The sequence below is a fragment of the Mycobacterium simiae genome, from assembly GCF_008370645.1.
Lineage (GTDB): Bacteria > Actinomycetota > Actinomycetes > Mycobacteriales > Mycobacteriaceae > Mycobacterium > Mycobacterium simiae_A.
In genome coordinates, this window is the sequence record NZ_VTZN01000077.1 from 1 (window position 1) to 23,301 (window position 23,301).

Here is a 23,301-nt window from a genome sequence, read left to right on the forward strand (position 1 = left end):
GCTGCACCCGGCTCCGCCGCGCTGGGGCCCGGCTCCGCCGGCCGACTGTCTACGATTGGCCCATGCCGATACCTGCTCCCAGTCCGGACGCGCGCGCGGTTGTCACCGGAGCTTCGCAAAACATCGGCGCGGCGCTGGCCGCCGAGTTGGCCGCACGCGGACACAGCCTGATCATCACAGCACGACGTGAAGCGTTGCTGACCGAGCTCGCGTCCCGTCTGACCGACAAGTGTCGCGTCGCTGTCGAGGTACGACCGGCCGATCTCGCCGACCCCGAGGAACGGTCGAAGCTGGCCGAGGAGCTGGCCACACGACCCATCTCGATCCTGTGCGCCAATGCCGGCACCGCAACGTTCGGCCCGGTCGCCTCGCTGGACCCGGCCGGCGAAAAAGCTCAGGTACAGCTGAATGCCGTAGCAGTGCACGACCTTACCTTGGCGGTGCTGCCGGGCATGATTGAGCGCAAGGCCGGCGGCATCCTGATTTCTGGCTCAGCAGCCGGGAATTCGCCGATCCCCTACAACGCCACCTACGCCGCCACCAAGGCGTTTGCCAACACCTTCAGCGAATCGCTGCGCGGTGAGCTCCGCAGCTCCGGCGTGCACGTCACGCTGCTGGCGCCCGGCCCGGTGCGCACCGAGCTACCCGATGACGCAGAGGCCTCGCTCGTCGAAAAACTGGTACCGGATTTCTTGTGGATCTCCACCGAGCACACCGCCCGCCTCTCGCTGGATGCCTTGGAGCGCAACAAAATGCGCGTCGTTCCCGGCTTGACGTCGAAAGCCATGTCGGTGGCCAGCCAGTACGCTCCCCGCGCCATCGTGGCACCGCTCGTGGGTAGTTTCTACAGGAAGCTCGGCGGCGGATAACCGCTACTTGCGGCGGCGCCGCCCAGTGCCAAAAATACTGCGGGTGATTTCGCGCGCGGTGGTGTTGAGGACGCTCTTGACCGTCGGATTGCGCAATATCTGCTCCAACCTGCTGGACCCCTGGGGCTCGGCGGGAGCCGGCATCGGCGGGATCTCAAGCTCGTCCGGCCACGGCAGCGGATCGTATTTCCCCCTGGGCGGCTGAGCCGGCGGCGCCGCTTCCTGCGGCGACGGGTTGAGCTTGGCGGTCAGCATCTCATGCGCCGACTCGCGGTCGATGGTACGGCCGTACTCGGCCTGTAGCGAGCTGCCTTTGGCCGCAGCAGCGATGGCGTCGGTCCCGATCGCACCCATCAGCGAGCGAGGTACGCGCATGCGGGTCCAGGCGACCGGCGTCGGTGCGCCCTTTTCCGACAGCACGGTGACGATGGCCTCACCTATGCCCAGCGACGTCAGCGCGGATTCCAGGTCGTAAACATCGGTTTTCGGATAGGTTCGGACGGTCTTGTTGAGCGCCTTTTGATCATCCGGGGTAAAGGCCCGCAGTGCGTGCTGAATCCGCGCGCCCAACTGGGAAAGCACGTTGTTGGGTAAGTCCGTCGGCAATTGGGTGCAAAAGAACACGCCGACACCTTTAGAGCGAATCAGCTTGACGGTCTGCTCGACCTGCTCCAGGAAAGCTTTCGAAGCGTCGGTGAACAACAAGTGCGCCTCGTCAAAAAAGAACACCAGCTTGGGTTTGTCAATATCGCCCACCTCGGGCAAAAACGTGAATAAGTCAGCCAGCACCCACATGAGGAAGGTGGAGAACAACACCGGACGCAGCGATTGGCCGCTGAACTCCAGCAGCGAAATGATGCCGCGGCCCTGGCTGTCCACGCGTATCAGGTCATCGGGGCTAAGTTCGGGCTCACCGAAGAAGGTGTCGGCACCTTCGGCCTCCAGGTTGACCAATGCCCGCAGAATGACGCCGGCCGTCGTAGCAGAAACCGCCCCAAGGGATTTCAGTTCCGCCTTGCCCTCGTCACTGGTCAGGTGACCGATAACCGCTCGCAGGTCTTTGAGGTCCAGCAGCGGAAGTCCTCGTTGGTCGGCCCAGTGGAAAATTAGCCCCAACGTCGATTCCTGGGTGGCGTTGAGGCCCAACACTTTTGCCAACAAGATGGGGCCAAAGCTGGAGATGGTGGCGCGCACCGGCACCCCGACACCACTAGTACCCAGCGATAGAAACTCCACGGGAAACGCCGAAGGGACCCAATCGTCCCCGGTATCTTTGGCACGCGCCGCCGTCTTATCATTGGCCGCCCCCGCCCGCGACAGACCGGACAGATCGCCCTTCACGTCAGCCATCAGCACGGCCACGCCCGCGGCACTGAGCTGTTCGGCGATCAATTGCAGCGTCTTCGTCTTGCCGGTCCCGGTCGCCCCGGCCACCAGACCGTGCCGGTTGACCGTGGCCAGCGGGACGCGGATCTGCGCGGTAGGGTCGGCGTCACCGTCGACGACGACCGCGCCCAGCTCCAATGCCTGGCCCGCTATCGCATAGCCGGCCGCGATCCGTTTCGCCAGACGGCCAGGCCGGCTGCCAGCCGATTCGTCGCTCATCGTGCCGCGTCCCTCTTCCCCGTCGTTCCCGTGCCCTGAGGCAAACATCACACTACTGGCTAGGGCGGCCTACTCTTGAGCGCTGTGCGCGACGAACTGGTGTGGATCGACTGCGAGATGACCGGACTCGATGTGAGTACGGACAAGTTGATTGAGATAGCCGTCCTGGTCACCGATGCCGAACTGAACATTCTCGGCGACGGAGTCGATGTGGTGATCCACGCCGATGACGCCGCTCTGTCGTCGATGATCGACGTGGTCGCCGAGATGCATTCAAGTTCGGGTCTGATCGACGAGGTAAAGGCGTCCACTATCGACGTCGCGACGGCAGAGGCGATGGTGCTCGACTACATCGGCGAGCACGTGAGACAACCCAAGACGGCGCCGCTTGCGGGCAACTCCATAGCTACCGATCGCTCCTTCCTCGCCCGCGACATGCCCGCCCTGGACGCGTTCTTGCACTACCGCATGATCGACGTCAGCTCCATCAAGGAACTCTGCCGGCGCTGGTACCCGCGTATCTACTTCGGCCAGCCGCCCAAAGGGCTGGCGCACCGGGCGCTGGCCGACATTCACGAATCCATCCGGGAATTGCGGTACTACCGGCGCACGGCATTCGTACCCCCACCTGGGCCCTCTACCAGCGAAATCGCCGCAGTGGTCACAGCTCTGCAAGACGGAGCCAACGCAGCGCAGGTAGTCGATTCGGCCGAGCAGCCTCCGACGGGATAATATCGACGTCGCCGCTCGTTAGACCTCTTGCAGGTGCCGGCAGGCGGCCATGGTGAGTGTAGTTCAGTTGGTAGAGCACCAGGTTGTGATCCTGGGTGTCGCGGGTTCGAGTCCCGTCACTCACCCCACGCGATGAATCGGCATGTCGTCGAGATTGCCGCCATGGTCGTGATCAGTGCCGAAAGCACAGCCCGCTCGGCAATCTCGGCGTCTTCGGCGTAATGGGACACTGCGGCGCGCCCAATTCTCCCGATCCGAGAAGGTTATCCGCAATACAAGCGCGCCTATGCCTTGGCGTTACCCGCGCGCCACTGGTCCCAGGGAATGTTCCAGTCGCCGAGGCCCTCGGTGCCCGGCAGGGTGCCTCCAACAGTGTTGCTGACCTCGACGATGTCGCCGCTCTTGATGTGGTCATAGAACCACTGGGCATTGCTGGGGCTGACATTGAGGCAACCGTGGCTGGTGTTGGTGTGGCCCTGAGCGCCCACCGACCACGGCGCGGAATGCACGAAAACGCCGCTGTAGGAAATTTGCGTCGCCCAGTCGACGTCGGTGCGATACCCGTTGGGCGAGTTGACCGGAACTCCGTATGTCGACGAGTCCATGATGATGTGCTTGAAGCGCGCACCCACAATGTAAATGCCGTTGGCGGTGGGGGTGCTGTCCTTACCCATCGACGTCGGCATCGTCTTGACGACCTCGCCGTTGACTCGAACGGTCAGCATCTTGGTGCTGTCGTCAGCGGTCGCGATGACCTCGTCGCCGATGGTGAAGTGCCTCTTGACATTGTCCTCGCCGAACATCCCGTCACCCAGGTCGACGCCGTAGGTGTTGACCGCCACGTCGACGCCAGTGCCGGGCTTCCAAAACTGTTCTGGGCGCCAACGCACTTCCCGGTTGTTCAGCCAGTAGAACGCGCCTTCGACGGGCGGGTTGGTGATGATCTTGATGGCCTTCTCGGCAGCGACCCGGTCGGCGATGTTTTCGTCGAACCGGATCGCCACCGGTTCGCCGACCCCGACGACCTCGCCATCACCCGGACTCACGTAGGGCATCGTCAGGTGGGCGGGAGAGCTGGTCTGAAACGTCATTTGGCGGGTCGCTGCCCCGCCCAGTCCGAGTGCCTTCGCGTTCAGCGTGTAGCGCCTGTTGTAGCCGAGCTGCTCGGTGGTCGACCAGTGCAGTCCATCGGGGCTCAGACCTCCGGCGATCGCCCTGCCGTTGTCGTTGACCATAGTGACCGCCGCCAGCACGCCGTCGGCAACGCTGACGCTGACGGGTGTATCCACGGTGACACCGACGGCGCCGTCGGTCACCGTGGCGGTGAGCTTGGGCACCAGCAGGTCGGCGAACGGTGTGCCCTTGTTCTCGATAACCTTCGCCGCAGCGGGCGTACCGCCACCGCCGCTACAGGCGACGGCGACCACAGCAACTGGGACCATGACCGCAGCCAGCCACGATCGACTTCTGCGCAAAGGCGTCATCAAGTGACCTTCCAGGTACTCTCATTTACTTTGGTCACCGCTGACCTCGGATTGTTCCCTGTATTGTAGTGGCTGAGCGCCGCCCACTGACGAAATGCGGCTCTGCTGATCTGGTCCAGTGTCGCATGTCACCCCGGGCCGATCTGAGATTTCGCTTCGCACCAGAATGCCTGTTATTGTCGCGTACGCGGTCTCTGGCCGTCCTAGGCGCCGTTAGCTCAGTTGGTAGAGCAGCTGACTCTTAATCAGCGGGTCCGGGGTTCGAAACCCTGACGGCGCACCTCAACCAACGAGAATCGTCGAGCACTCCACTGTTGGGCGGCGGTTCGCGAATCACTCGGATGCGCAGACGGCCGGAGTAACGATGCGCCGCGCAGCTTCCACGGCCGCGGCGCGCCGCGCGGCGATGCTTCGGGGATCTACAGCGACTGCGTCAGGGTGCGGCGACCGCGCCCAGGCCAAGCCGACGCCGAACAACAGAATCAGCAAATCCATAGGCTGCCAAGATTTGTCGACGTAGCCAGCCGCCTGCGCTGTCTCGATAGTGCGAATGTCGCGGGCTGGTACCGACTCACCACCTTCGATGGGCGGCAGCTCGAGGGTCAGCCCCTCCAAATTGGCCCAGGTAATCATCCGTAGGTGTTCGGGCCGGCTGCAGGCCAGGTCATAGATATCGCCGACGAACTCCGGTATCGCGTCGGCCCGCAATGTAACGGCTGCGAAGAAATCGGCGCTGTCGGCGGCGACCACACTGCGGAACAAGCTCTCCTTGTCGCCGAAATGCGCATAAAGCCGCTCTTTACTAGCCTCGGCCTCCCGCGCGATGCGGTCGATTCGGGCCCCCGCCATTCCGTATTGGGCGAATTCGGACCGCGCGGCGGCCAAGATCGTGTCGCGAAGCTCACTTGTGGTACGCACCATCTCATCCTAGCAGACAAACTAGTTCGTTTGATATGCTGTCGGGGTTGGCCCGAAGCATGAGACCCACCAACCCGAACTGAGGGTGCCGTGACCGAGGTAATCGATATCGATGCAGTACTGAACGCTCCGCCGCGAGTGCAGGTTTTGCGCGGCGCACTGGACCGGATTCAGGACGGCATTGCGCCGTTCATCGACCTTGCCCGGCCCTACGTGAGTGGTCTGGACAGGCTACCGGCCGATGGTCGATTCTTGTTGGTGGGCAACCACACTCAATTTGTCGGCGGTGAGATATTGCTGGTTCCGCACTTCGTGCGTCGCGCAATTGGCAAACGAGTCCGACCGCTGGCCGATCGCCGGTTCGGTCGGTGGCGTGGGTTTGGCCACGACCTGATGGCCGCATACGGCGGCGTCGTCGGCTCCCCGGAGACCGCCCGAGAGCTGATGCGGCACAACGAGACCGTCCTGGTGTTCCCCGGTGGGGGCCGCGAGATAGTGAAATTCAAGGGCGAGGAATACCACCTGAACTGGCGTGGTCGTTCCGGATTCGCCCGTATCGCCGTGGAAAACGACTATCCGATCGTGCCGGTCGGCCTGGTCGGCGGCGACGACATCTACAAAAGCCTGGTCACCCGCGACAGCGTGCTGGGTCGGGCCTGCCGCGCCATCACCACGAAGCTATCCGGCGACGCCGAGATGGCGATCCCATTGATGCGTGGCCTCGGGCCCACCCTCATCCCTCGCCCGCAACGGATGTACCTGCACTTCGGCGAACCGATCAAGACCTCGAAACCCACGGGTGTGGCGGACGCCGACTGGGAGGCATCGGTCAAGGCGAAAACACAGCAATCGCTGCAGGCGATACTGGCCGAGCTGCAGGCTATCCGCGCCGAAGACCCGTTTCGCGCGCTGAACCCATTCGCCTGGCTCAGCGCAATCGCCGCAACCGAGCGCCCCGCTCCCTCGGTCTCGAACCAGCTTGCTAGGTAGCGAATCCGGATGTACAGAGCCGACGAGTGGCTCAGCGATTTCTGATGTTGCGGATCACCACGATCACCACGACGGACCCGACTCCAACCAACGTCACGGTGACCGCGGGCTTGGTGACGAATTCGATCAACTTCGCTTTCACGTCGTCGGCGAGGCGGCGGGGGTTGGCACGCTCAACCAGGGAGTCGACGGTTGCCGCCAGCTGATCGCGGGCGATGTCGATCTCCTGCATGATGGTCTCCGGATCGCGGTCCGCCACGTGTCTGTCCTCCAAGTCAGTGCGCCTGACGAACTACCCTAGATCAGCCGGTGCGCGTCGTGACGCTCCGGTGAACAGAAAGGGACGCACGTTGAGTGAGACAACACGCCTGGCGCCCGGCGACAAAGCTCCGGCCTTCAGCCTGCCCAACGCCGATGGCACGACCGTGTCGTTGGCCGACTACCGGGGACGCCGGGTCGTTGTGTATTTTTATCCAGCCGCCTCGACACCCGGATGCACCAAACAGGCCTGCGATTTTCGCGACAATCTGCGCGATCTCAACGACGCCGGTCTGGACGTCGTCGGGATCTCCCCCGACCCCCCCACCAAGCTGGCCAAGTTCCGCGACGCCGAGGGCTTGACGTTCCCGCTGCTGTCCGACCCTGATCGCAAAGTGCTCACGGCGTGGGGCGCCTACGGCGAAAAGAAGATGTACGGCAAGACCGTCCAGGGCGTGATCCGATCCACGTTCGTCGTCGACGAAAAGGGCAAGATTGCGGTCGCCCAGTACAACGTCAAGGCCACCGGGCACGTCGCCAAGCTCCGCCGCGACCTCTCGGTCTAATCAGCCCAGATTGGCCAGCAACAAAGCCTCGGCGACCGCGGCCCGCTCCAACACCCCCAGGTGCAGGCTCTCGTTGCTGCTGTGCGCGCGCGTACCAGGGTCCTCGACGCCGGTGACCAGGATCTTGGCCTGTGGAAACGCCGCGGCGAACTCGGCGATGAACGGGATCGATCCGCCCATGCCCATATCGATGGCATCAGTACCCCACGCCTGGCGAAACGCCGCCCGCGCGGCGTCATAAACCGGACCGGTTGCCTCGATGGCGTATGGCTGAGCAATGTCGCCACGCCTCACGCTCACCCGCGCACCCCACGGCGCGTGCCGTTGCAGGTGGGCCTCCAACGCGTCCAGATGTGCGACCGCGTCACCACCGGGCGCGACCCGCAGACTGATCTTGGCCCGGGCCCGCGGAATCAGCGTGTTCGACGATGCCGCAACGGAGGTGGTGTCGATCCCGATCACGGTGATCGCCGGCTTGGCCCAAAGCCGCTGCGGCACCGAACCCGAGCCGATTTCGGAGACCCCGTCCAGCAGGCCTGCGTCGGCGCGCACCCGCTCTGGTGGGTAATCGACAGCGGCGGCGGTGGTTTCGTGCAGACCTGCCACAGCGACGTTGCCGTCATCGTCGTGCAGGCTGGCCAGCAACCGCACCAGGACGCTCAACGCATCAGGCACTACGCCACCCCACAGGCCGGAGTGCAACCCGTGGTCGAGGGTGGCAACCTCGACCACGCAGTCGGCGAGTCCGCGCAACGACACCGTCAACGCGGGATCGTCTGTGCTCCAGTTGTCCGAGTCGGCTATGACGATCACGTCGGCCGCCAGCGCGTCGCGGTGGGCGTCGAGCAATTGCCCCAGGGATGGGGAACCGGACTCCTCCTCACCCTCGACGAAGACGGTCACTCCCACCGGTGGCCGGCCGCCGTGCGCCCGGAATGCCGCCAAATGTGTTGCAATGCCCGCCTTGTCGTCGGCGGTGCCGCGACCGTATAGCCGTCCGTCGCGTTCGGTCGGCTCGAAGGGCGGCGATGTCCACTGACCGCGCTCACCTTCGGGCTGTACGTCGTGGTGAGCGTAGAGCAGCACGGTCGGCGCACCCGGCGGTGCCGGATACTGCGCGATGACCGCCGGAGCACCGCCTTCGCTGACGATACGGACATCGTCAAAGCCTGCCTGCGACAACAGATCTGCTACCGCCTGCGCGCTACGGCGCACCTCATCGCGGCGAGCCGGATCGGCCCACACCGATTCGATCCGCACCAGGTCTTCGAGATCGCGCCGCACCGACGGCAACACCTCGCGCACGCGCTCAACTAGATCAGTCACGATCACGAGGCTAGCTATGCTGTGCCGGTAATGGTGACACGCGGTCCCGACCCAATGGCGCCGCTCTGGTGAGCGGCGCAGCTATTCCGGCTGCTGAGCTGCGTTTATGCGCTGGGCTTTCACATCGCGGTCAACTCGGATCTGCGCCGGCCGGAGCTGGGCTGGGCGCTGTTCGCTGTGCTGATCGACGTTCCGTAAATTGCAGGTCGCCAACCGGGTGGAGGCGACCCGGTACGCCATCGAGCACGGGCTCGATAATTAACCCGACCGCGTAATCCCACCCATCTATTTCGCTGCGCCGCCGCCTCGCCCACTCGGGCGAGCAGACGCAGAATCGCACAAAATCGGAGATTTTGATGCGATTCTGCGTCTGCTCGCGGCTAGGGTGACTCGAGAATGGCCACTGCGGCGGCGGTATCCCCCTCGTGGGTCAACGACACGTGGATCGTCACATCGGCCAGGTGCTGGGCGATGGCGCCGGTCAGCCGGACCCGCGGTCGGCCCCACATGTCGGTGACCACCTCGATGTCGCGGTGGATGTCCTCCGGCAGCATGGGCCGCTGAGCAAACCGCGATCCGGACCAGGCTTTGATCACCGCTTCCTTGGCGGCCCAGCGCGCCGCCAGATGACGAGCCGCTGACGAGCTCTTGTCGGAAGCGTCACGCCGCTCACCTGGGGTGAAAGTCGCCGAGAACACCGTTCCGGGTTGGTCGACCTGCTCGGCGAAATCCGGAATGGAGACCAGGTCGATCCCGACGCCGACGATGCCCATGGGTCGCCACGTTAACGGATGGTCGGAGTCATCCGCTGTAGGCCTCCCCGTCGCCAAGCCGAGCGGCCGGGTTCAGCAGCATCGCTGCCTCCTGCGGCTTCTCGGGGGCGTCGTGGCCGAACCGCCGGTCGGCAGGCCGTTCGTACATCGGAGCACCGCCGGCTATCGCGGCAGCCAGACGACGCTGACCTGCGAGCAAGCGGCCATCGGCACGCCGCTGGTAGTCCGCGCGCTGTTCGGGGTCCAGGGCAGCGATAAACGCCTGCGGATGCACCAACGCGATGAGACCGGAAACATGGCCGAACCCGAGACTGGTCACCAGCCCAGCTTTCAGCGGCAACTTACCGCCCAGCCGCAACGTGTCGCGCACCCACACAAGATGCCCAGCACTGGCCAATTCGTCGTCAACGCAATCCAGGCTGCGATTGGGTGGGATGACACCGTCGCGCAGGATCTGGCACAGCCCCATCATCTGAAAGACCGCCGCGCCGCCCTTGGCGTGGCCGGTCAGGCTCTTCTGCGACACCACGAACAGCGGCGCACCCGCAGAGCGGCCCAGCGAGTCGGCCAGCCGCTCATGCAACTCAGTCTCGTTGGGATCATTGGCTAGCGTGGACGTGTCGTGTTTGGAAATCACCGCGATGTCGTCTGCCGCCACGGCCAACTTGGCCAACGCACGCGCCAGGGCCGAGTCTTTGCCGCCCCGGCCGGCGCCGAGCGCCCCCAGGCCCGGCGCCGGAATCGACGTGTGCACCCCGTCACCGAAGGACTGCGCGCAGGCCACGACGGCCAGCACCGGCAATCCCATCTTGAGAGCCAAGTCACCGCGGGCCAACAGGATAGTGCCACCACCTTGGGCTTCCACGAAGCCCAGCCGCCGCCGGTCGTTGGGCCGGGAGAACTTCGAGTCGTCAATACCTCGGCCGCGCATCATAGCGGTGTCAGCGGTAGCCGCCATGTCGCCGAAGCCGATGATGGCCTCCAGGGTCAAGTCGTCGAAACCGCCGGCTACCACCAGTTCCGCCTTACCGAGCCGGATCTTGTCGACGCCCTCCTCGACCGACACCGCCGCGGTCGCGCATGCGGCAACCGGGTGGATCATCGCGCCGTAGCTGCCGACATAGGACTGAACTACATGCGCCGCAACAACATTCGGCAACACTTCCTGCAAGATGTCATTCGGCTTGTTCCGGCCAAGCAAGTTGCCGTGGTACATGGTCTGCATAGAGGTCATTCCGCCCATGCCGGTGCCCTGAGTATTGGCCACCAGGCTCGGATGCACCCAGCGCATCAGATCGGCCGGGCTGAAGCCAGCAGACAGGAAGGCGTCGACGGTCGCGATAATGTTCCACAACGCCACCCGGTCAATCGAGGTTGCCATGTCTTGGCTGATTCCCCACACCGTCGGATCGAATCCGGTCGGAATCTGCGCCCCAACGGTCCGCGACAACTTGGTCTTGCGTGGTACCCGAATCTCGGTACCGGCCTTACGAATAACTTGCCAGTCGGTGGAGTCGGGTACCGGCCGGACGATGGTGTGCTCAGGGTCGAACTGCACGAACGCGCGGGCGTCAGCCTCGCTGCACACCACGAAACTGAAGTCCTTATCCAAGAACACCGACACCAGTAGTGGCGACGCGTGGTCGGGATCGATCGCACCATCATCAACAAACTCGCGAATTCCCACTTTTTCCACCACAGTGTCGTGGTAACGCTCGACCAGCTCCGACTCGTCGATTAGCTCGCCGGATTCCGTGTCGTACCAACCTGGTTGCGGGTCGTCTTCCCAGCGAATCAACCCTGTGGTCCAGGCCAGCTCGAGAACGCCGGCCGCCGACAGTTCGTCATCGACCTCCATCTCGAACCTGGTCCGTGACGAGCCATAGGGACCCAGTTCGGCGCCGCCGACGATGACCACCAACTCGGAGGGATCGACCTCGAGGTCGTCCCATTCCGGCGGGGGGGCCGGGGTGTATCCCCGGGGCGGCGAGGGCAGCGCGGCGATGATGCCTGGGCTGCCGGCGCCCGGCTCCTCGACAGCAGCCGCATCGGCTGTCATCTCCTCGCGTGCCTTGGCGGCCAATTCGGCCATATCCAGGTTGGCTTCAGCCAGGCCCCCGGTCAGATCCGCCTTGATCGGCGAACTGGCAGCAGCGACTTTGGCTTCCACGTCGCACAGCCCCAGCAGCAGCGCCGCCATCTCGTCGGTCGAGTAGGTGGTAACACCGGCCTCTTCGACACCGGTGACGATGGCGTCGTTGTGGCCCATCAGGCCGGTGCCGCGAGTCCAGCCGATCAGTGCGTGCGCCAGGCTCACCCGGGTCGCCCACGACGATTCGGCGTGCCACCGGGCCACTACCGCGTCCAGCGCTGACTTGGCCTCACCGTAGGCTCCGTCGCCGCCGAACATGCCGCGGTTGGGCGAGCCTGGCAGCACCACGTGCAGCCGGGACGCGATGTCGCGCTCGGCGCCGATCGTTGACAGACCGCCGATTAGCCGCTGCACCGCCCACAGCAACACCTTCATTTCCATCTCGGCACGCGAGCCGGCCTCCGAAAGGTCACCGACGACCCGGGGCGCCGCGAAGGGGAACAGCACTGTCGGAGTTTGTGCGTCTTTGATGTGAATCGACTGTGGTCCAAGGCTTTCGGTCTGCTCGTTGCCGATCCATTCGACCAGTGCGTCGATATCCGAGTAGGACGCCATGTTGGCCGCTACCACCCACAGCACCGCGCCGTACCGGGCGTGGTCGCGGTACAGGTTGCGATAGAACGCCAGTCGCTGGTCGTCGAGTTTCGACGTGGTTGCAATAACGGTGGCGCCACCGTCGAGTAGTCGGGCCACCACGGACGCGGCGATCGAGCCTTTCGAAGCGCCAGTCACCACAGCCACTTCGCTGCCGTGGGGACCGGGGTCCGGGTTCTCGGCACCGGCCGCGATCCGACCGTACAGCGAGGCGTGGATCTGCCGGCCCGTGGCCAGCGACTTGCCCTGCCACCAGGTCGCCTGGGTCGCGACGACGTGGCCCGCACCCTCGAACCGTTCGGACAATCGCGACCACTGAGCGTCAATGTCGCCCTCATCGGTCAACCAGAGCCTGACCAGGTCCTCGCGGGCGCTGGCCCAGCGGTCGTCGAAGACAACGGCTTTCTTGGCGTCGAATACCGGCGCCACCAAACGTGGCCAGTCCGCACCCAATTCGGTTGTTACCAGGTCGATGAGCTCGGCGTCGGTGGCCGCCGGCGGCGCGGTGAGCGAGACCTCGAGCCCCAGCTGGCCGAGCACCAGACGGGCAGCCGAGGCGAGCACTCCGTCACGGCCAGTGATCTGATTGGTGAACTCGCTCAGTGCGGCCGCGTCGATGGTGGCACCGCCGGTGCCGCTCGCAGACGGCAGCGCCACCGGGATCCCTTGGCGCGCAGCCACGGTAGCGACTGCAGTGTCGATGACTTTGTCGACCGAGGCGGCATCGGCTAATGCACCCTCGTGCAGGTTGCCCAGCGCGCCGCCACGGACGCTGGTGCCTTCGCGGGTTCCCAGCGCGACCTCAACGATGACGTGTTTAGCCCAACCGTCACCGAGTTGCCAAGTATTTTTCACCCGCTCGGCGATAGCTGCTGGCCGCTTGCCCGACGGCCCCAGCGTTGTGCGCAGCTGATCGTTGATCGCGTCGGAAAGCACTGGGCCGTAAGGCTTGTAGGTGCGCGCCAGTTTGGTAACCTGCGAGCGCAGGCCAGCCAGGTCGGCCTCGGCCGCGCCGTCGATGGCGCCCAGGTTCAGCTCGGAACCCAAGTCGACCAACAATTGGTTGCGCCTCGACGACGCGCCGTCGGTGATGGACTCGATGGAGTCGAGCTCCTCAATCTGATCGATGCGCATCTTGGCCGAAAGCGCGATCAGCGCCAGGGTGGCATCGGCTGCGCCGAATGCGATGTCCTCGGGCCGCGGCGCGCTAGACGGCACCGGCGTCGGCGCCGGGGCGCCTTCCGGCGCGGCTGTCGCTGCAGATGGTTCCGACGTCTCCTCGGCCTCATCGGCCTCCGGCTCCGGGTCGGTGTCGTTGGCGAACAGCACCGCGGCGTCGCGCTCGGCGTTGAGCACTTCCACTGTGCTGTGGGCGTATTCGGGGAGCTTAAGGGTGTTGGTGGCAAGACCCGCCACCGTCGGAGCGGTCTTGACGCCGATCTCGACGAACCTCTCCACCCCCAGGCCGCCGGCGGCTTCTTCGATGAACAGCAGGTCCTGCGTTTCGATCCAGCGGACCGGGCTGGCGAACTGCCAAGCCAACAGCTCGATCAAGACGGTGCGCGCCAGCTCGCGCGGCCGCTCACGTCGCCAGGTGTCGTAGTCGGCAAGGATCTCATCGAGCGGCTCGGCCGGCACCAGATCCCGGATCTCCTGGATGAATTCGCGGTCCAGGGTGAACAGCCGCGGTACCAGGTTGGGAATGTAGCGCCCGATGATCACGTCCGGGTCTTTGTCGCGCGGCATCACGCGGTCCAGGGAACGGCGGAACTCCGCCACCCCGACCCGCAACACCCGAGAGTGAAACGGAACGTCGATACCGGGAACCAGGATGAACGAACGCCGGCCACCGGTGAGCTCCCGGCGACGCTCCACCTCGGCTTCGAGCGCCTCCAGACCGCGCACCGTGCCGGCAATCGCGTACTGCGAGCCACGCAGGTTGAAGTTGACGATCTCCAGGAATTCTCCTGTTTTCGCGGCGATTTCGGCGACGAAGGCGGGAACATCGGCATCATCGAGGTCGATCTGGGACGGCCGGATCGCCGCCAACCGGTAGTTGGAGCGGCCCAGTTCATCACGCGGCACGATGTCATGCATCTTCGACCCGCGGTGAAACACCATCTCCAGCAGGGCTTCCAGCTCGTAGACGCCTGTCACACAGGCCAGCGCGGTGTACTCGCCAACCGAGTGCCCGCACGCGATTGCGCCCTCGACGAAGGCGCCCTGTTCCCGCATCTCGGCCACCTGCGCGGCCGCCACGGTCGCCATCGCGACCTGGGTGAATTGCGTCAGGTACAACACCCCGTCGGGGTGGTGGTAGTGCACCCCGCTAGCGATGATGCTGGTCGGATTGTCCCGAACCACATGCAGCACCGAAAAACCCAGAGTTGCGCGGGTGAACTTGTCCGCGGTGTCCCACACCTTGCGCGCCGCCTTGGAGCGGGCCCGCACTTCCATGCCCATACCTTTGTGCTGAATACCCTGGCCCGGAAACGCATAGACCGTCTTGGGTGCGGCCAGTCGCGCGGTCGCCGACATCACCAGATCCGATCCGACGCGTGCGGATACCTCGAGAACCTCTGCACCCTGGTCGATTCCGACGCGCTCGACCCGGAAGCTCACCTCGTCCGCGGGACGCACCATGCCCAGGAAGCGCGCGGTCCAACCAACGAGCCGGGCCGGTGGGCGGGTTTGCCCATCGGTGGCGGTCACCGCGTGCTGCGCTGCGGCCGACAACCACATCCCGTGCACGATGGGCGATTCCAGTCCCGCGAGTAACGCGGCCGGCCGGTCGGTGTGGATGGGGTTGTGGTCGCCGGAGACCACCGCGAACGGACGCATATCAACCGGCGCACCCAGGGCCACATCGCGGCGGCGGCGACGTGGCGTGTCAGTGGCGTTCTCCGACACCGCGCCACCGGCCCGCACTGGATCGCTGAGTTCGGCGGCTCCGGTGCGGCCCAGGATCGCGAACCGCTCGTTCATCTGGGCAAGTACTGTGCCGTCGGATGCAGCAACCGTCACCGAGACCGGCACAATACGACCCATGTCCGTGTCGCTGGCGGTGGAAGCCATTGCAGCAACAGTGAATTGGGCCGGAACTGCCGGCAACTTGCCGACCATGCGGATGGCGTGGTCGAGATGAACCAGGCTCAGCAGGCCTTCCACCACCGGCACACCGGCGTCGGTGACCGCCGCACCGATTGCTGCGAAAACCGCTGGCCAGCACAGGCCGACCAGCGCATCTGGAACGGTGGTAAGGCTGGGCGCTAGCGGCTCGCCGAACGTGGCCGTGACACCGGTGTGGTCGGCGACGCGCTCAGGGTCCCAGTCGACGGTCACGGTGGCCGTCCCGTGGCTGACTTGAGGTAGGGATTCGGGCCCGTCCACACCGGCGGCGATCGCCAGCACCGAGCGCATCGCAGTGGCGGCGTCCTCGGTAGACACCACCGGTATACCGCCGTCAACGGTGTTCGCCGGCAAAGTAAACCGAATCTCGATCCAGGTACCCGACACCGGCACGCTCAATACCACGTCGTCCCTGTCGATCTGCAGCCGCGCCCCAGTGGAAGAGTGGGTGGCGCGTGAGCTTTCAGGTCCGTCGTGCACCTGCCAATCACTTGACCCGGCGATCCGGTGCACCGGATTGATCGCGGCGCGGCCGGCCCACAACACATCGGACGCGTCGAGGACTACCGCCAACGGACCGGTGACGTCGGGACGGCCCAGACGGCGCGACGTGACGTCCTTGACGTCCCGGTCGGCAGTCAGTATTTCGTCGATCGCGGCCTGCTCGAAGCGGTCCAGCAACTCACCGACCGGCTCATCCAACCGGGTGATCCCGGACACCGCCGCCGGTCCCGGGATGATGCACACTTGGTCGGCGTCGTAGCGGGCGTCGTGTGCCTGCCACAGCGAGTCACTACGCCACCAGCGCCGAACGTCCTTATCGATCACCGGGACAAAGTTGACCGGCTTGCCCAAGGTCTTGCACAGGGTGACGAAGAAGGGCAAGTCGGCCGGGTGCAATTGGACGCTTGCGGCGTCCGGATAACGCGCCAGCAGTGCGGTGATTGCCTCGTTGGGGGTTTCCAACAACGCCGGTTCGGTGAGTACGGTCTCGATCGGGCCGAAATCCTGTGGATGCAATCGAGCTTCGGCGCGGTGCAACATCTGCTCGAAACGATCGCGCCAAGTGTCGGCCAGCCAGGGGCTGCCCGGACCGAAGACCCCAGCGGTGTCGGCCGTCGAATTGCCCTCGCCGATGGTCAATTCGACATAGCGCTGCAGCCACTGCAGGTAGGTCATCTCCGCGACGTCGCCGAAGTAGGGCTTGGCGGTTTTGGCCATTGCGGCGATGATCTCGTCGCGACGCTCCGCTACCGCCTCGGCGTCACCGGCAACCTCATCGAGCAACTGGCCGCAGCGGGACGCGGAGTTATCGATCTCGTGGATGTCGGCGCCGAGTTGGCTGCGGCTGGAAGCCATACCGCCCTGAGCTTTTCCTGCGCCGATCCACTCCCCGGTGCCCTGGGTCTCTACCAGCATGCGCTTGACCGAGGGGGACGTGGTGGACTCCAAAGTCGCCATCGCCGCCGTGCCCACCAGAATCCCGTCGATCGGCATCAACGGGAAGCCGTAGGCCTGCGCCCAGCGACCGGAGAGGTATTCGGCCGCCCGCTCCGGCGTGCCGATGCCGCCGCCGACGCAGACGGTGATGTTGGCCCGCGAGCGCAGCTCGGAGTACGTGGCCAGGAGCAGATCGTCGAGATCCTCCCAGGAGTGGTGACCACCGGCACGCCCACCCTCAACGTGCACGATTACCGGTTTGGTGGACACCTCGGTGGCGATGCGGATCACCGAGCGGATCTGCTCGACGGTTCCAGGTTTGAACACCACGTGGCTGATCCCGACGTCGTTGAGCTCGTTGATCAGCTCGACAGCATCTTCGAGGTCCGGGATGCCCGCGCTGATCACCACACCGTCGATCGCCGCGCCGGACTGGCGTGCCTTCTGCACTAGCCGCTTACCGCCGACCTGGAGCTTCCACAGGTAGGGATCCAGGAAGAGGGCATTGAACTGGTAGGTGCGGCCCGGCTCGAGCAGGCCGGACAGCTCCTTGATCCGGTTGTGGAACACCTCTTCGGTGACCTGTCCGCCGCCGGCCAGTTCGGCCCAGTGCCCGGCGTTGGCCGCTGCGGCGACGATCTTGGCATCGACAGTGGTCGGCGTCATACCCGCCAGCAGGATCGGCGACCGCCCGGTCAACCGGGTGAATTTCGTCGAGAGCTTGACCCTGCCGTCGGGGAGGCGTACCACGGTCGGGGCATAGCTCGACCAGGCCCGGGCCACCTCGGGGGTGGCCCCGATGGTGAACAGGTTGCGCTGACCGCCGCGGGTGGCAGCGGGCACAATGCCGATACCGAGGCCGCGGATCACCGGCGCGGTCAGCCGGGTCAGGATGTCGCCGGGGCCCAGGTCCAGAATCCAGCGCGCCCCGGCTTGGTGGACCCGAGTGATTTCGTCCACCCAGTCGACCTTGCGGACCAGGATGGCCTCGGCCAACTCCCGGGCCAGCGCAACATCAAGGCCCACCTGCTGGGCCCAGCCTCCGACGATGTCAATGCCGTCGGCCAGCCGCGGGGTATGGAAACCCACCTCCACCCGCACCGGTTCGAAGACCGGGGCAAAAACGTCGCCGCCCCGCACCTTGCTCTTGCGGTCGGCTTCCTCCTTTTCCGAGATCTGCCGGCAATAAAGTTCGAAACGCGACAGCTGCTCGGGAGTTCCGGTGATGACGACCGAACGGCGGCCGTTGCGGATGGACAACACCGGCGGCAGCACCGTGCGGACGTCCTGGGCGAATTCCTCCAGCAACCGCTGGATGCGCTTGGGGTCGGCGTTGCTCACCGATACCATCGGGGGGCGATCGCCCAGCACCGAGATCCCGCGCCGGCGGGCCACTAATGTGCCGGCGGCACCGATCAGCTGGGCCAGCGCCAGCAGCTCCAGATCACGAGTTCCCCCGGCTTTGAGCGCCTCGACTGCCAGCACGCCCTGCGAGTGCCCGGCCAGAGCCACCGCCGGGGTGGCAACGAGGTCCATGCCCTGGCGCGCCAGAGCGCGAATGGCGGCGATCTGGGTGAGCAGCACACCCGGCACCGACACCGCGGCCGACGTCAGGTGTTTGTCTGAGGGGACCGTATCTTCAGCGGCCAGGGCGCGCACCCATTGCAGCGGCTCGAACCCGATCGGGCGCACTACCACCAGCTCCTTCGAGACGGGCTCGAGCAGGAGATCGACCTCACCGGCCAGCGCCGCCAGCTCAGATTCGATTCCGGCCGCCGCAACCAGTTCTTCCAGAGTCTCCAGCCAGGCGCTGCCCTGGCCACCGAATGCGACCCCGAACGGCTCACCGGCGGTCAGGCGATCGACTAGAGCTTGGGCACCATGCGGGCCAATCCCCTCGTGGTCAGCTGACACCCGGTCGTGCTCGTGGATCGTCACCTTCGCTATCTCCCTGTATGCGTCTGTACGTATCGGTTCGTTCGTCGGGCCGGACGCCCTGCGGAGGGCCCGATAATCCGGTCGGTTCCGCATCGAATCGCAGCCGGAAATCGTCTAACCGGTGGTTTGTCGACGGGCCGGCCCATGGGTCGAGCCGCGCGACGGACTGCATCGGCTCTATAAGAGTGTCATAAGGACCAGTCCACTTCATTGACGCTGATCGGTTACTGGTGAGTTCTACGCACGGGTAACCGTGTCCTGGGTAACGCCACACTTCACCGCCGGCGCCGGCGCGCGCAACAAACGTCCTGCGTGTAGGTGGTTACGGTCGAGTAGCTATAACTGCGCTGATCAAGGCAGTATTGTTATCAAATCGTTATGTAGAAATTGGGGGCCGTGGCAGCCGCGTAGCGTCACTCCGGCAGGGGCGCCGCACAATCAGCTGCGTGCGCGAAGCCGCGGCGGGAGCGAACGAGTGTTTGCTGGGATGCGCGCGTACCGGCCTTGACGCAAGCGAAATTAGGCCCACTGTCCGAATTGAGGCTGGAGAATCTCGTTGATATCCACACCGACTCCGCCGACTTTACGTTTGTCGATCTCTACCTGGTGCAAATTGGCGGCGGGATGGGTGAACCCCTTGGGCGATCCCCAGTTGTGCTGCCAGAAATAGGCGCCCAGGCCGTCGTGCACCGCCCAGTTGATTGTCTTGGAGTTGGCGTACACCCCGGTGCGTTCATGGCCGACAACCGACTCCCAGGACCGCAGATACGGCACGATCTGGTTCTTGTATTGCTCGTGTGACGGATCGTCGTCGATCGAGGCGTAGATCGGGGCGCTCGGCGGACCGCCTGCGGCGGCGTGCAGTTCCATCCCACGTTTAGCGTGCTGTAAACCGGCAGCGGCGCCGCCCAACCAGTCAGAAGTGCTGCCCTTGCCGTACTGGTAGCACGACACGATCTTGAGCCCGTTGCTGCTCAGGTCCCGCGCCTCAGTGAGCTGGATCGGCTTGCCCAGCATCCACGCGCCACCGGGCCGCCGATCGGACACATACCGAATCGACCCCACCGCTCCGGCAGCCCTGATCTGGCTGGCGGGGATGACCCCGGCCGCATAATCCAACAACGTGCCGAGTGAACCCGCCGATACCGGCGCGGCGGACAACGACGCCGCCGCGACGCCCAGGCCCAGTAGGCCCGGCGTTGCAGCTGCGAATTTCAACGCGTCCCGCCGCGAGACTTGCACGAACCACAGATTACGACACAAGCACCAACAGCAACATGGAACTCGCCAGTTACATCTGCATCACGATCCGCGCGGCTAGCGATTACATGACAAAAGGGTGCCGGCTCGGCACCGAATCCCATTGAAGGGAACGGGAAGTGAAGTACCAACCGCCGCGCTCGTACACCAGCTGGTCGCAGAACGAGCCGGTGGCCCGGAGCGTGGTCTCGCCATGGACGGCGGCAAAAAGCAGAGCGACACAGCGCTGGGTCGCGTTGACCCCGTCGACATGGATCTCGTGGTCAACGGTGACCAGCCGTTGCCCATCGCCGCCGTCGAAGGCCGTCCGCAGATCGCTGAACAGCTCGCCATCACGCCGATAGACGGCGCCGGAATGGCGGAAGGTGGCAAGCCAGGCTTCGCGGTCACCCGCCGAGTAATCGCGATTGTGCCGAGCAGTCAGATTCAGAATGGCGGCACGGCCCGTCGCCGCGCGCAGCATTTGCTGTTCCTGGTGGGACAAGGTCATCGTGCTCTCCGACCGTAGTGGGCGGCAAGTAACGCGACACAACGTTACTCATCGGTTACTCATCGGCCGACCGTGGAGCCATGCCTTTCGCGATCCCGCGCGCTCGGACTCGAGAATCTCCGCTCATCACGTTTGGGTAACACCGGCTAGCGGATACTGCTCTACGCGGCGATCGAGTCGGAACCAGAAGGCCCCAGAGGCCGCGTATCAGGCTTGCGCGGCTGCCGGGTCGGGCTCGCCGTCGGCGGAGTATCCGAAGTCGGCGGGCGGGACCGAACCGCGAAGGGCCGCATAGTATGCGCCTCTTCGGGCGCCAGATTCGGCCTCTCTTATGGTCGAACTCTGACTCGCGGCGGCATTCCGTGACTGACGCAGTCGGTGATGCCGGCCCACGGTGCCGCCCATCGGTGGTGGGGTCCAGCGCCAGTGAGCGCGGCGCCGGGGTGACCTGGCCGGCCACCGCCGACGCCTAGAATCACGCCGGCAGACCGACCGGCCAGGGCGGCTCGAACTGGTTCCCCGAACACGGCCGGTGCGAACCCAGCGGCAAGCGGCGGCGTGACCACACCCGACACGGACCGGCGACACCGATCTCTAGTCGGGTTCCTCCGCGGGATTGTCGGTCCGGCAAGGCAAGATTTTCGGCATGGTGCTCGGGGCTGACACGGCGGCGCTTCGCAAGGCTCGCGGCGCGTTCTTCACCCCAGCGGCCGTCGCCCGCTACATTACCGAGTGGTCCATTCGCAGCACGTCTGACCGCATCCTTGAACCCTCCTGCGGCGAGGCATCGTTCCTGCTGGCAGCCGTCGAGCGGCTGACCACGTTGCGCACTCCCGGCAAAGCCGAGCAATACGCCGCGCTGGATGGCGTCGAGCTGCATCTCGCCTCCGCCCGAGCAGCGCGCAAGCTGTTGCGGAACGCCGGGGTCGAGGCCCGGGTGGTGGTCAACGACTTCTTCTGCATCGAGCCCACCAGTTCATATGACGTTGTGATCGGCAACCCGCCCTACATCCGCTATCAGGAGTTCTCCGGCGCGGCCAGGGCGCGATCACGCGAGGCGGCGCTACGGGCCGGCGTCGGACTGACCAACCTCGCGTCCAGTTGGGCGGCGTTCGCGGTGCACTCGGCGCTGTTTCTCAGACCCGGCGGTCGTATGGGCCTCGTTTTGCCGGCCGAACTGCTAAGCGTGAACTATGCCGCCGAGGTACGTCGGTTCCTGCTGGCTTCCTTCGCTCGTGTTGATCTGGTGCTGTTCACCGAGCGGGTATTCCCTCATGCGCAGGAGGAGGTGCTGCTGCTCCTGGCGGACGGGTACCTGACCGGTCCGACCGATCATGCCTCGGTCTACCAGGCGCGCAACGCTGCCGAACTAGCAACTATTGCCGCCGGGCGCATGTGGACGCCGACTCGACCTGAGGAGAAGTGGACGCTGTCGCTGCTGTCCGCCGACGCGCTTGACGCCTACACGGGCCTGCTGTCCGGCGGCGATTTCACCGTTCTCGAAAGCTGGGGGCACACGACACTCGGCATGGTCACCGGCAACAACAAGTACTTTGCGCTGTCGCCTGCACGAGTGGCCGACTTGGGTCTTGAACCGACCGATGTTCTGCGGCTGTCGCCGCCTGGTAGCCGCCACCTTCGGGGGCTGGCGTTCGGTACCGCCGCGCTCAACGAACTAGGGCGCAACGGATCCGCAACACGGCTGTTCCGCCCACCAGGTGAGCCGTCACCCGCGGCGCGGGCCTACATCGCCGCCGGGGAGGCCGCTGGTGTGCACACCGCCTACAAATGCCGCGTGCGCAAGCCGTGGTGGCGCGTGCCACATCTGGCTCCGGCTGACCTGCTGCTCACCTATATGAATGCCGACACGCCTCGGCTGACAACCAACACCGCCAAGGCCGCACACCTCAACTCGGTGCATGGGGTCTATCTCACACCAGAGCTCCACAAGCTCGGCAAGGCGCTGCTCCCGCTGGCGTCGCTGACGTCGATGACGCTCGTCGGCGCCGAGACCGTAGGCCGCGCCTACGGCGGCGGGATGCTCAAGTTAGAGCCACGTGAAGCCGACCGGCTGCCGGTGCCTCCGGCGGCGTTGGTAGCAGCCGCGGCCGAAGCGCTGACCAGTATCCGCGCGCAGGTGGCCGGTCTGCTGCGCAGCGGCGAGCTGATCGAAGCCTCGAAGCTCGTTGACGACGTGCTGCTGGTCGGCGAGCTAGGCATGGCGCGTGCCCAGGTCCGAGTCCTGCGTCACGCGCACGCAGAACTCACTGCCCGACGAGTCGCACGGGGTCGTCGTGGCGCGGATTGACGACCTACTCATCGGCGCGATCAAGGCCGCTGGCCCTAAGCCGCCCGACGATGCGCCCCAGGCGCAGAAGAACCCGTGGGGCAACAGGATCAGCAACACCCTCGCGCTGGCCATCGCGCAGGAGCTGCGGGCGCGCGGCATGGACAGAGCCCGGCCCGGTGGACCGGGCGACATCGGGCTATCCGGTGCAGAGCGGCGGCTCGCGGGTGGTCTCGGAGCCAAGAAGGTCGATGTCACGTGGGCCACCGAGGAATCTGGGCTGATGCTGGCCTGCTCGGTCAAAACGATCATGTTCCGTGATGGCGTCGGCGGCCACTTTCAGAAAAACCTCACAAACCGGCGCGGCGATCTGCTGTTCGAGTCCACCACCTTGCACCGTCGGTTCCCCTTCGCAGTCGTGGCTGGGTTCTTCTTCTTTGACATCGGCGCAGCTAGTGACCACACCCCGCGCCGCAACAGCACCTTTAAC

Annotated in this window: 15 protein-coding genes, 2 tRNA genes and 3 pseudogenes; 10 read left to right on the top strand and 10 right to left on the bottom strand. The window is 65.2% G+C overall.

Annotated elements, in window-relative coordinates:
• Positions 1 to 62 precede the first annotated feature (62 nt).
• Positions 63 to 869 (top strand): mycolate reductase, encoded by an 807-nt coding sequence (gene cmrA, locus F0Q45_RS13625; protein WP_149654452.1) that lies wholly within the window; start codon positions 63 to 65, stop codon positions 867 to 869.
• A gap of 3 nt (positions 870 to 872) precedes the next feature.
• On the opposite strand, the gene F0Q45_RS13630 is transcribed toward cmrA, so the two are convergent.
• Positions 873 to 2,474, bottom strand: a complete 1,602-nt coding sequence (locus F0Q45_RS13630; RefSeq protein ID WP_149654453.1) for a helicase HerA-like domain-containing protein — start codon at positions 2,472 to 2,474, stop codon at positions 873 to 875.
• 84 nt (positions 2,475 to 2,558) lie between these two features.
• On the opposite strand from F0Q45_RS13630, the gene orn reads away from it, so the two are divergent.
• Complete coding sequence (gene orn, locus F0Q45_RS13635; RefSeq protein ID WP_149654454.1) at positions 2,559 to 3,206, top strand: oligoribonuclease; 648 nt, start codon at positions 2,559 to 2,561, stop codon at positions 3,204 to 3,206.
• 52 nt (positions 3,207 to 3,258) lie between these two features.
• Positions 3,259 to 3,334, top strand: a tRNA-His gene (locus F0Q45_RS13640).
• Between the two features lie 156 nt (positions 3,335 to 3,490).
• On the opposite strand, the gene F0Q45_RS13645 is transcribed toward F0Q45_RS13640, so the two are convergent.
• A complete protein-coding gene (locus F0Q45_RS13645; protein WP_149654455.1) occupies positions 3,491 to 4,690 on the bottom strand; it encodes a L,D-transpeptidase in 1,200 nt (399 codons plus the stop codon).
• A 207-nt stretch (positions 4,691 to 4,897) separates the two neighbouring features.
• Here F0Q45_RS13645 and F0Q45_RS13650 point away from each other — a divergent pair.
• Positions 4,898 to 4,970, top strand: a tRNA-Lys gene (locus F0Q45_RS13650).
• A gap of 53 nt (positions 4,971 to 5,023) precedes the next feature.
• Here F0Q45_RS13650 and F0Q45_RS13655 read toward each other — a convergent pair.
• Positions 5,024 to 5,608 carry a TetR family transcriptional regulator gene (locus F0Q45_RS13655; protein WP_149654456.1) on the bottom strand — a complete coding sequence of 195 codons (585 nt, stop codon included), beginning with the start codon at positions 5,606 to 5,608 and terminating at the stop codon, positions 5,024 to 5,026.
• A 90-nt stretch (positions 5,609 to 5,698) separates the two neighbouring features.
• Here F0Q45_RS13655 and F0Q45_RS13660 point away from each other — a divergent pair, with 90 nt between their 5' ends.
• Positions 5,699 to 6,598, top strand: coding sequence for a lysophospholipid acyltransferase family protein (locus tag F0Q45_RS13660; protein WP_149654457.1), 900 nt, complete (start codon positions 5,699 to 5,701; stop codon positions 6,596 to 6,598).
• 31 nt (positions 6,599 to 6,629) lie between these two features.
• Here F0Q45_RS13660 and F0Q45_RS13665 read toward each other — a convergent pair whose 3' ends face one another.
• Entirely contained in the window at positions 6,630 to 6,857 is a 228-nt protein-coding gene (locus F0Q45_RS13665) for a DUF3618 domain-containing protein (protein WP_149654458.1), read from the bottom strand.
• Between the two features lie 91 nt (positions 6,858 to 6,948).
• On the opposite strand from F0Q45_RS13665, the gene bcp reads away from it, so the two are divergent.
• Positions 6,949 to 7,422 (top strand): thioredoxin-dependent thiol peroxidase, encoded by a 474-nt coding sequence (gene bcp / locus F0Q45_RS13670; protein WP_149654459.1) that lies wholly within the window; start codon positions 6,949 to 6,951, stop codon positions 7,420 to 7,422.
• Here the strand turns inward: bcp and F0Q45_RS13675 are convergent, their stop codons facing one another.
• A complete protein-coding gene (locus F0Q45_RS13675; protein ID WP_149654460.1) occupies positions 7,423 to 8,748 on the bottom strand; it encodes a dipeptidase in 1,326 nt (441 codons plus the stop codon).
• A gap of 30 nt (positions 8,749 to 8,778) precedes the next feature.
• Here F0Q45_RS13675 and F0Q45_RS13680 point away from each other — a divergent pair.
• Positions 8,779 to 8,934 (top strand): annotated as a pseudogene (locus F0Q45_RS13680) (DUF5931 domain-containing protein); the annotation flags it as partial.
• Positions 8,933 to 9,010 (top strand): annotated as a pseudogene (locus F0Q45_RS13685) (DNA-binding response regulator); the annotation flags it as partial. The pseudogenes F0Q45_RS13680 and F0Q45_RS13685, both read left to right, overlap by 2 nt.
• A 118-nt stretch (positions 9,011 to 9,128) precedes the next feature.
• Here the strand turns inward: F0Q45_RS13685 and acpS are convergent.
• The 5 genes and pseudogenes from acpS to F0Q45_RS29930 form a co-directional block, all read right to left on the bottom strand.
• The gene (gene acpS, locus F0Q45_RS13690; protein WP_149654461.1) at positions 9,129 to 9,521 is read right to left on the bottom strand and encodes a holo-ACP synthase AcpS; all 393 of its coding nucleotides are present in this window, start codon (positions 9,519 to 9,521) and stop codon (positions 9,129 to 9,131) included.
• 28 nt (positions 9,522 to 9,549) lie between these two features.
• A complete protein-coding gene (locus F0Q45_RS13695; protein WP_149654462.1) occupies positions 9,550 to 18,774 on the bottom strand; it encodes a type I polyketide synthase in 9,225 nt (3,074 codons plus the stop codon).
• Positions 18,775 to 19,293: 519 nt separating this feature from the next.
• A complete protein-coding gene (locus F0Q45_RS13705) occupies positions 19,294 to 20,016 on the bottom strand; it encodes a DUF1906 domain-containing protein (RefSeq protein ID WP_149654464.1) in 723 nt (240 codons plus the stop codon).
• An 82-nt stretch (positions 20,017 to 20,098) separates the two neighbouring features.
• Complete coding sequence (locus F0Q45_RS13710) at positions 20,099 to 20,524, bottom strand: nuclear transport factor 2 family protein (RefSeq protein ID WP_149654465.1); 426 nt, start codon at positions 20,522 to 20,524, stop codon at positions 20,099 to 20,101.
• A gap of 207 nt (positions 20,525 to 20,731) precedes the next feature.
• A pseudogene (locus F0Q45_RS29930) lies at positions 20,732 to 20,853 on the bottom strand (aromatic ring-hydroxylating dioxygenase subunit alpha); the annotation flags it as partial.
• Positions 20,854 to 21,140: 287 nt separating this feature from the next.
• On the opposite strand from F0Q45_RS29930, the gene F0Q45_RS13720 reads away from it, so the two are divergent.
• Positions 21,141 to 22,832, top strand: coding sequence for an N-6 DNA methylase (locus F0Q45_RS13720; RefSeq protein WP_262491002.1), 1,692 nt, complete (start codon positions 21,141 to 21,143; stop codon positions 22,830 to 22,832).
• Positions 22,819 to 23,301: hypothetical protein (locus F0Q45_RS13725; protein WP_373424982.1), on the top strand; the 483-nt coding region annotated here is incomplete at its 3' end. The genes F0Q45_RS13720 and F0Q45_RS13725, both read left to right, overlap by 14 nt.

What these genes read in the sequence shown, in the direction of transcription:
- F0Q45_RS13630 (WP_149654453.1), bottom strand. Translation starts at nt 2,474, where the DNA reads ATGAGCGACGAATCGGCTGGCAGCCGGCCTGGCCGTCTGGCGAAACGG.
- F0Q45_RS13710 (WP_149654465.1), bottom strand. Translation starts at nt 20,524, where the DNA reads ATGACCTTGTCCCACCAGGAACAGCAAATGCTGCGCGCGGCGACGGGC.
- acpS (WP_149654461.1), bottom strand. Translation starts at nt 9,521, where the DNA reads ATGGGCATCGTCGGCGTCGGGATCGACCTGGTCTCCATTCCGGATTTC.
- F0Q45_RS13645 (WP_149654455.1), bottom strand. Translation starts at nt 4,690, where the DNA reads ATGACGCCTTTGCGCAGAAGTCGATCGTGGCTGGCTGCGGTCATGGTC.
- cmrA (WP_149654452.1), top strand. Translation starts at nt 63, where the DNA reads ATGCCGATACCTGCTCCCAGTCCGGACGCGCGCGCGGTTGTCACCGGA.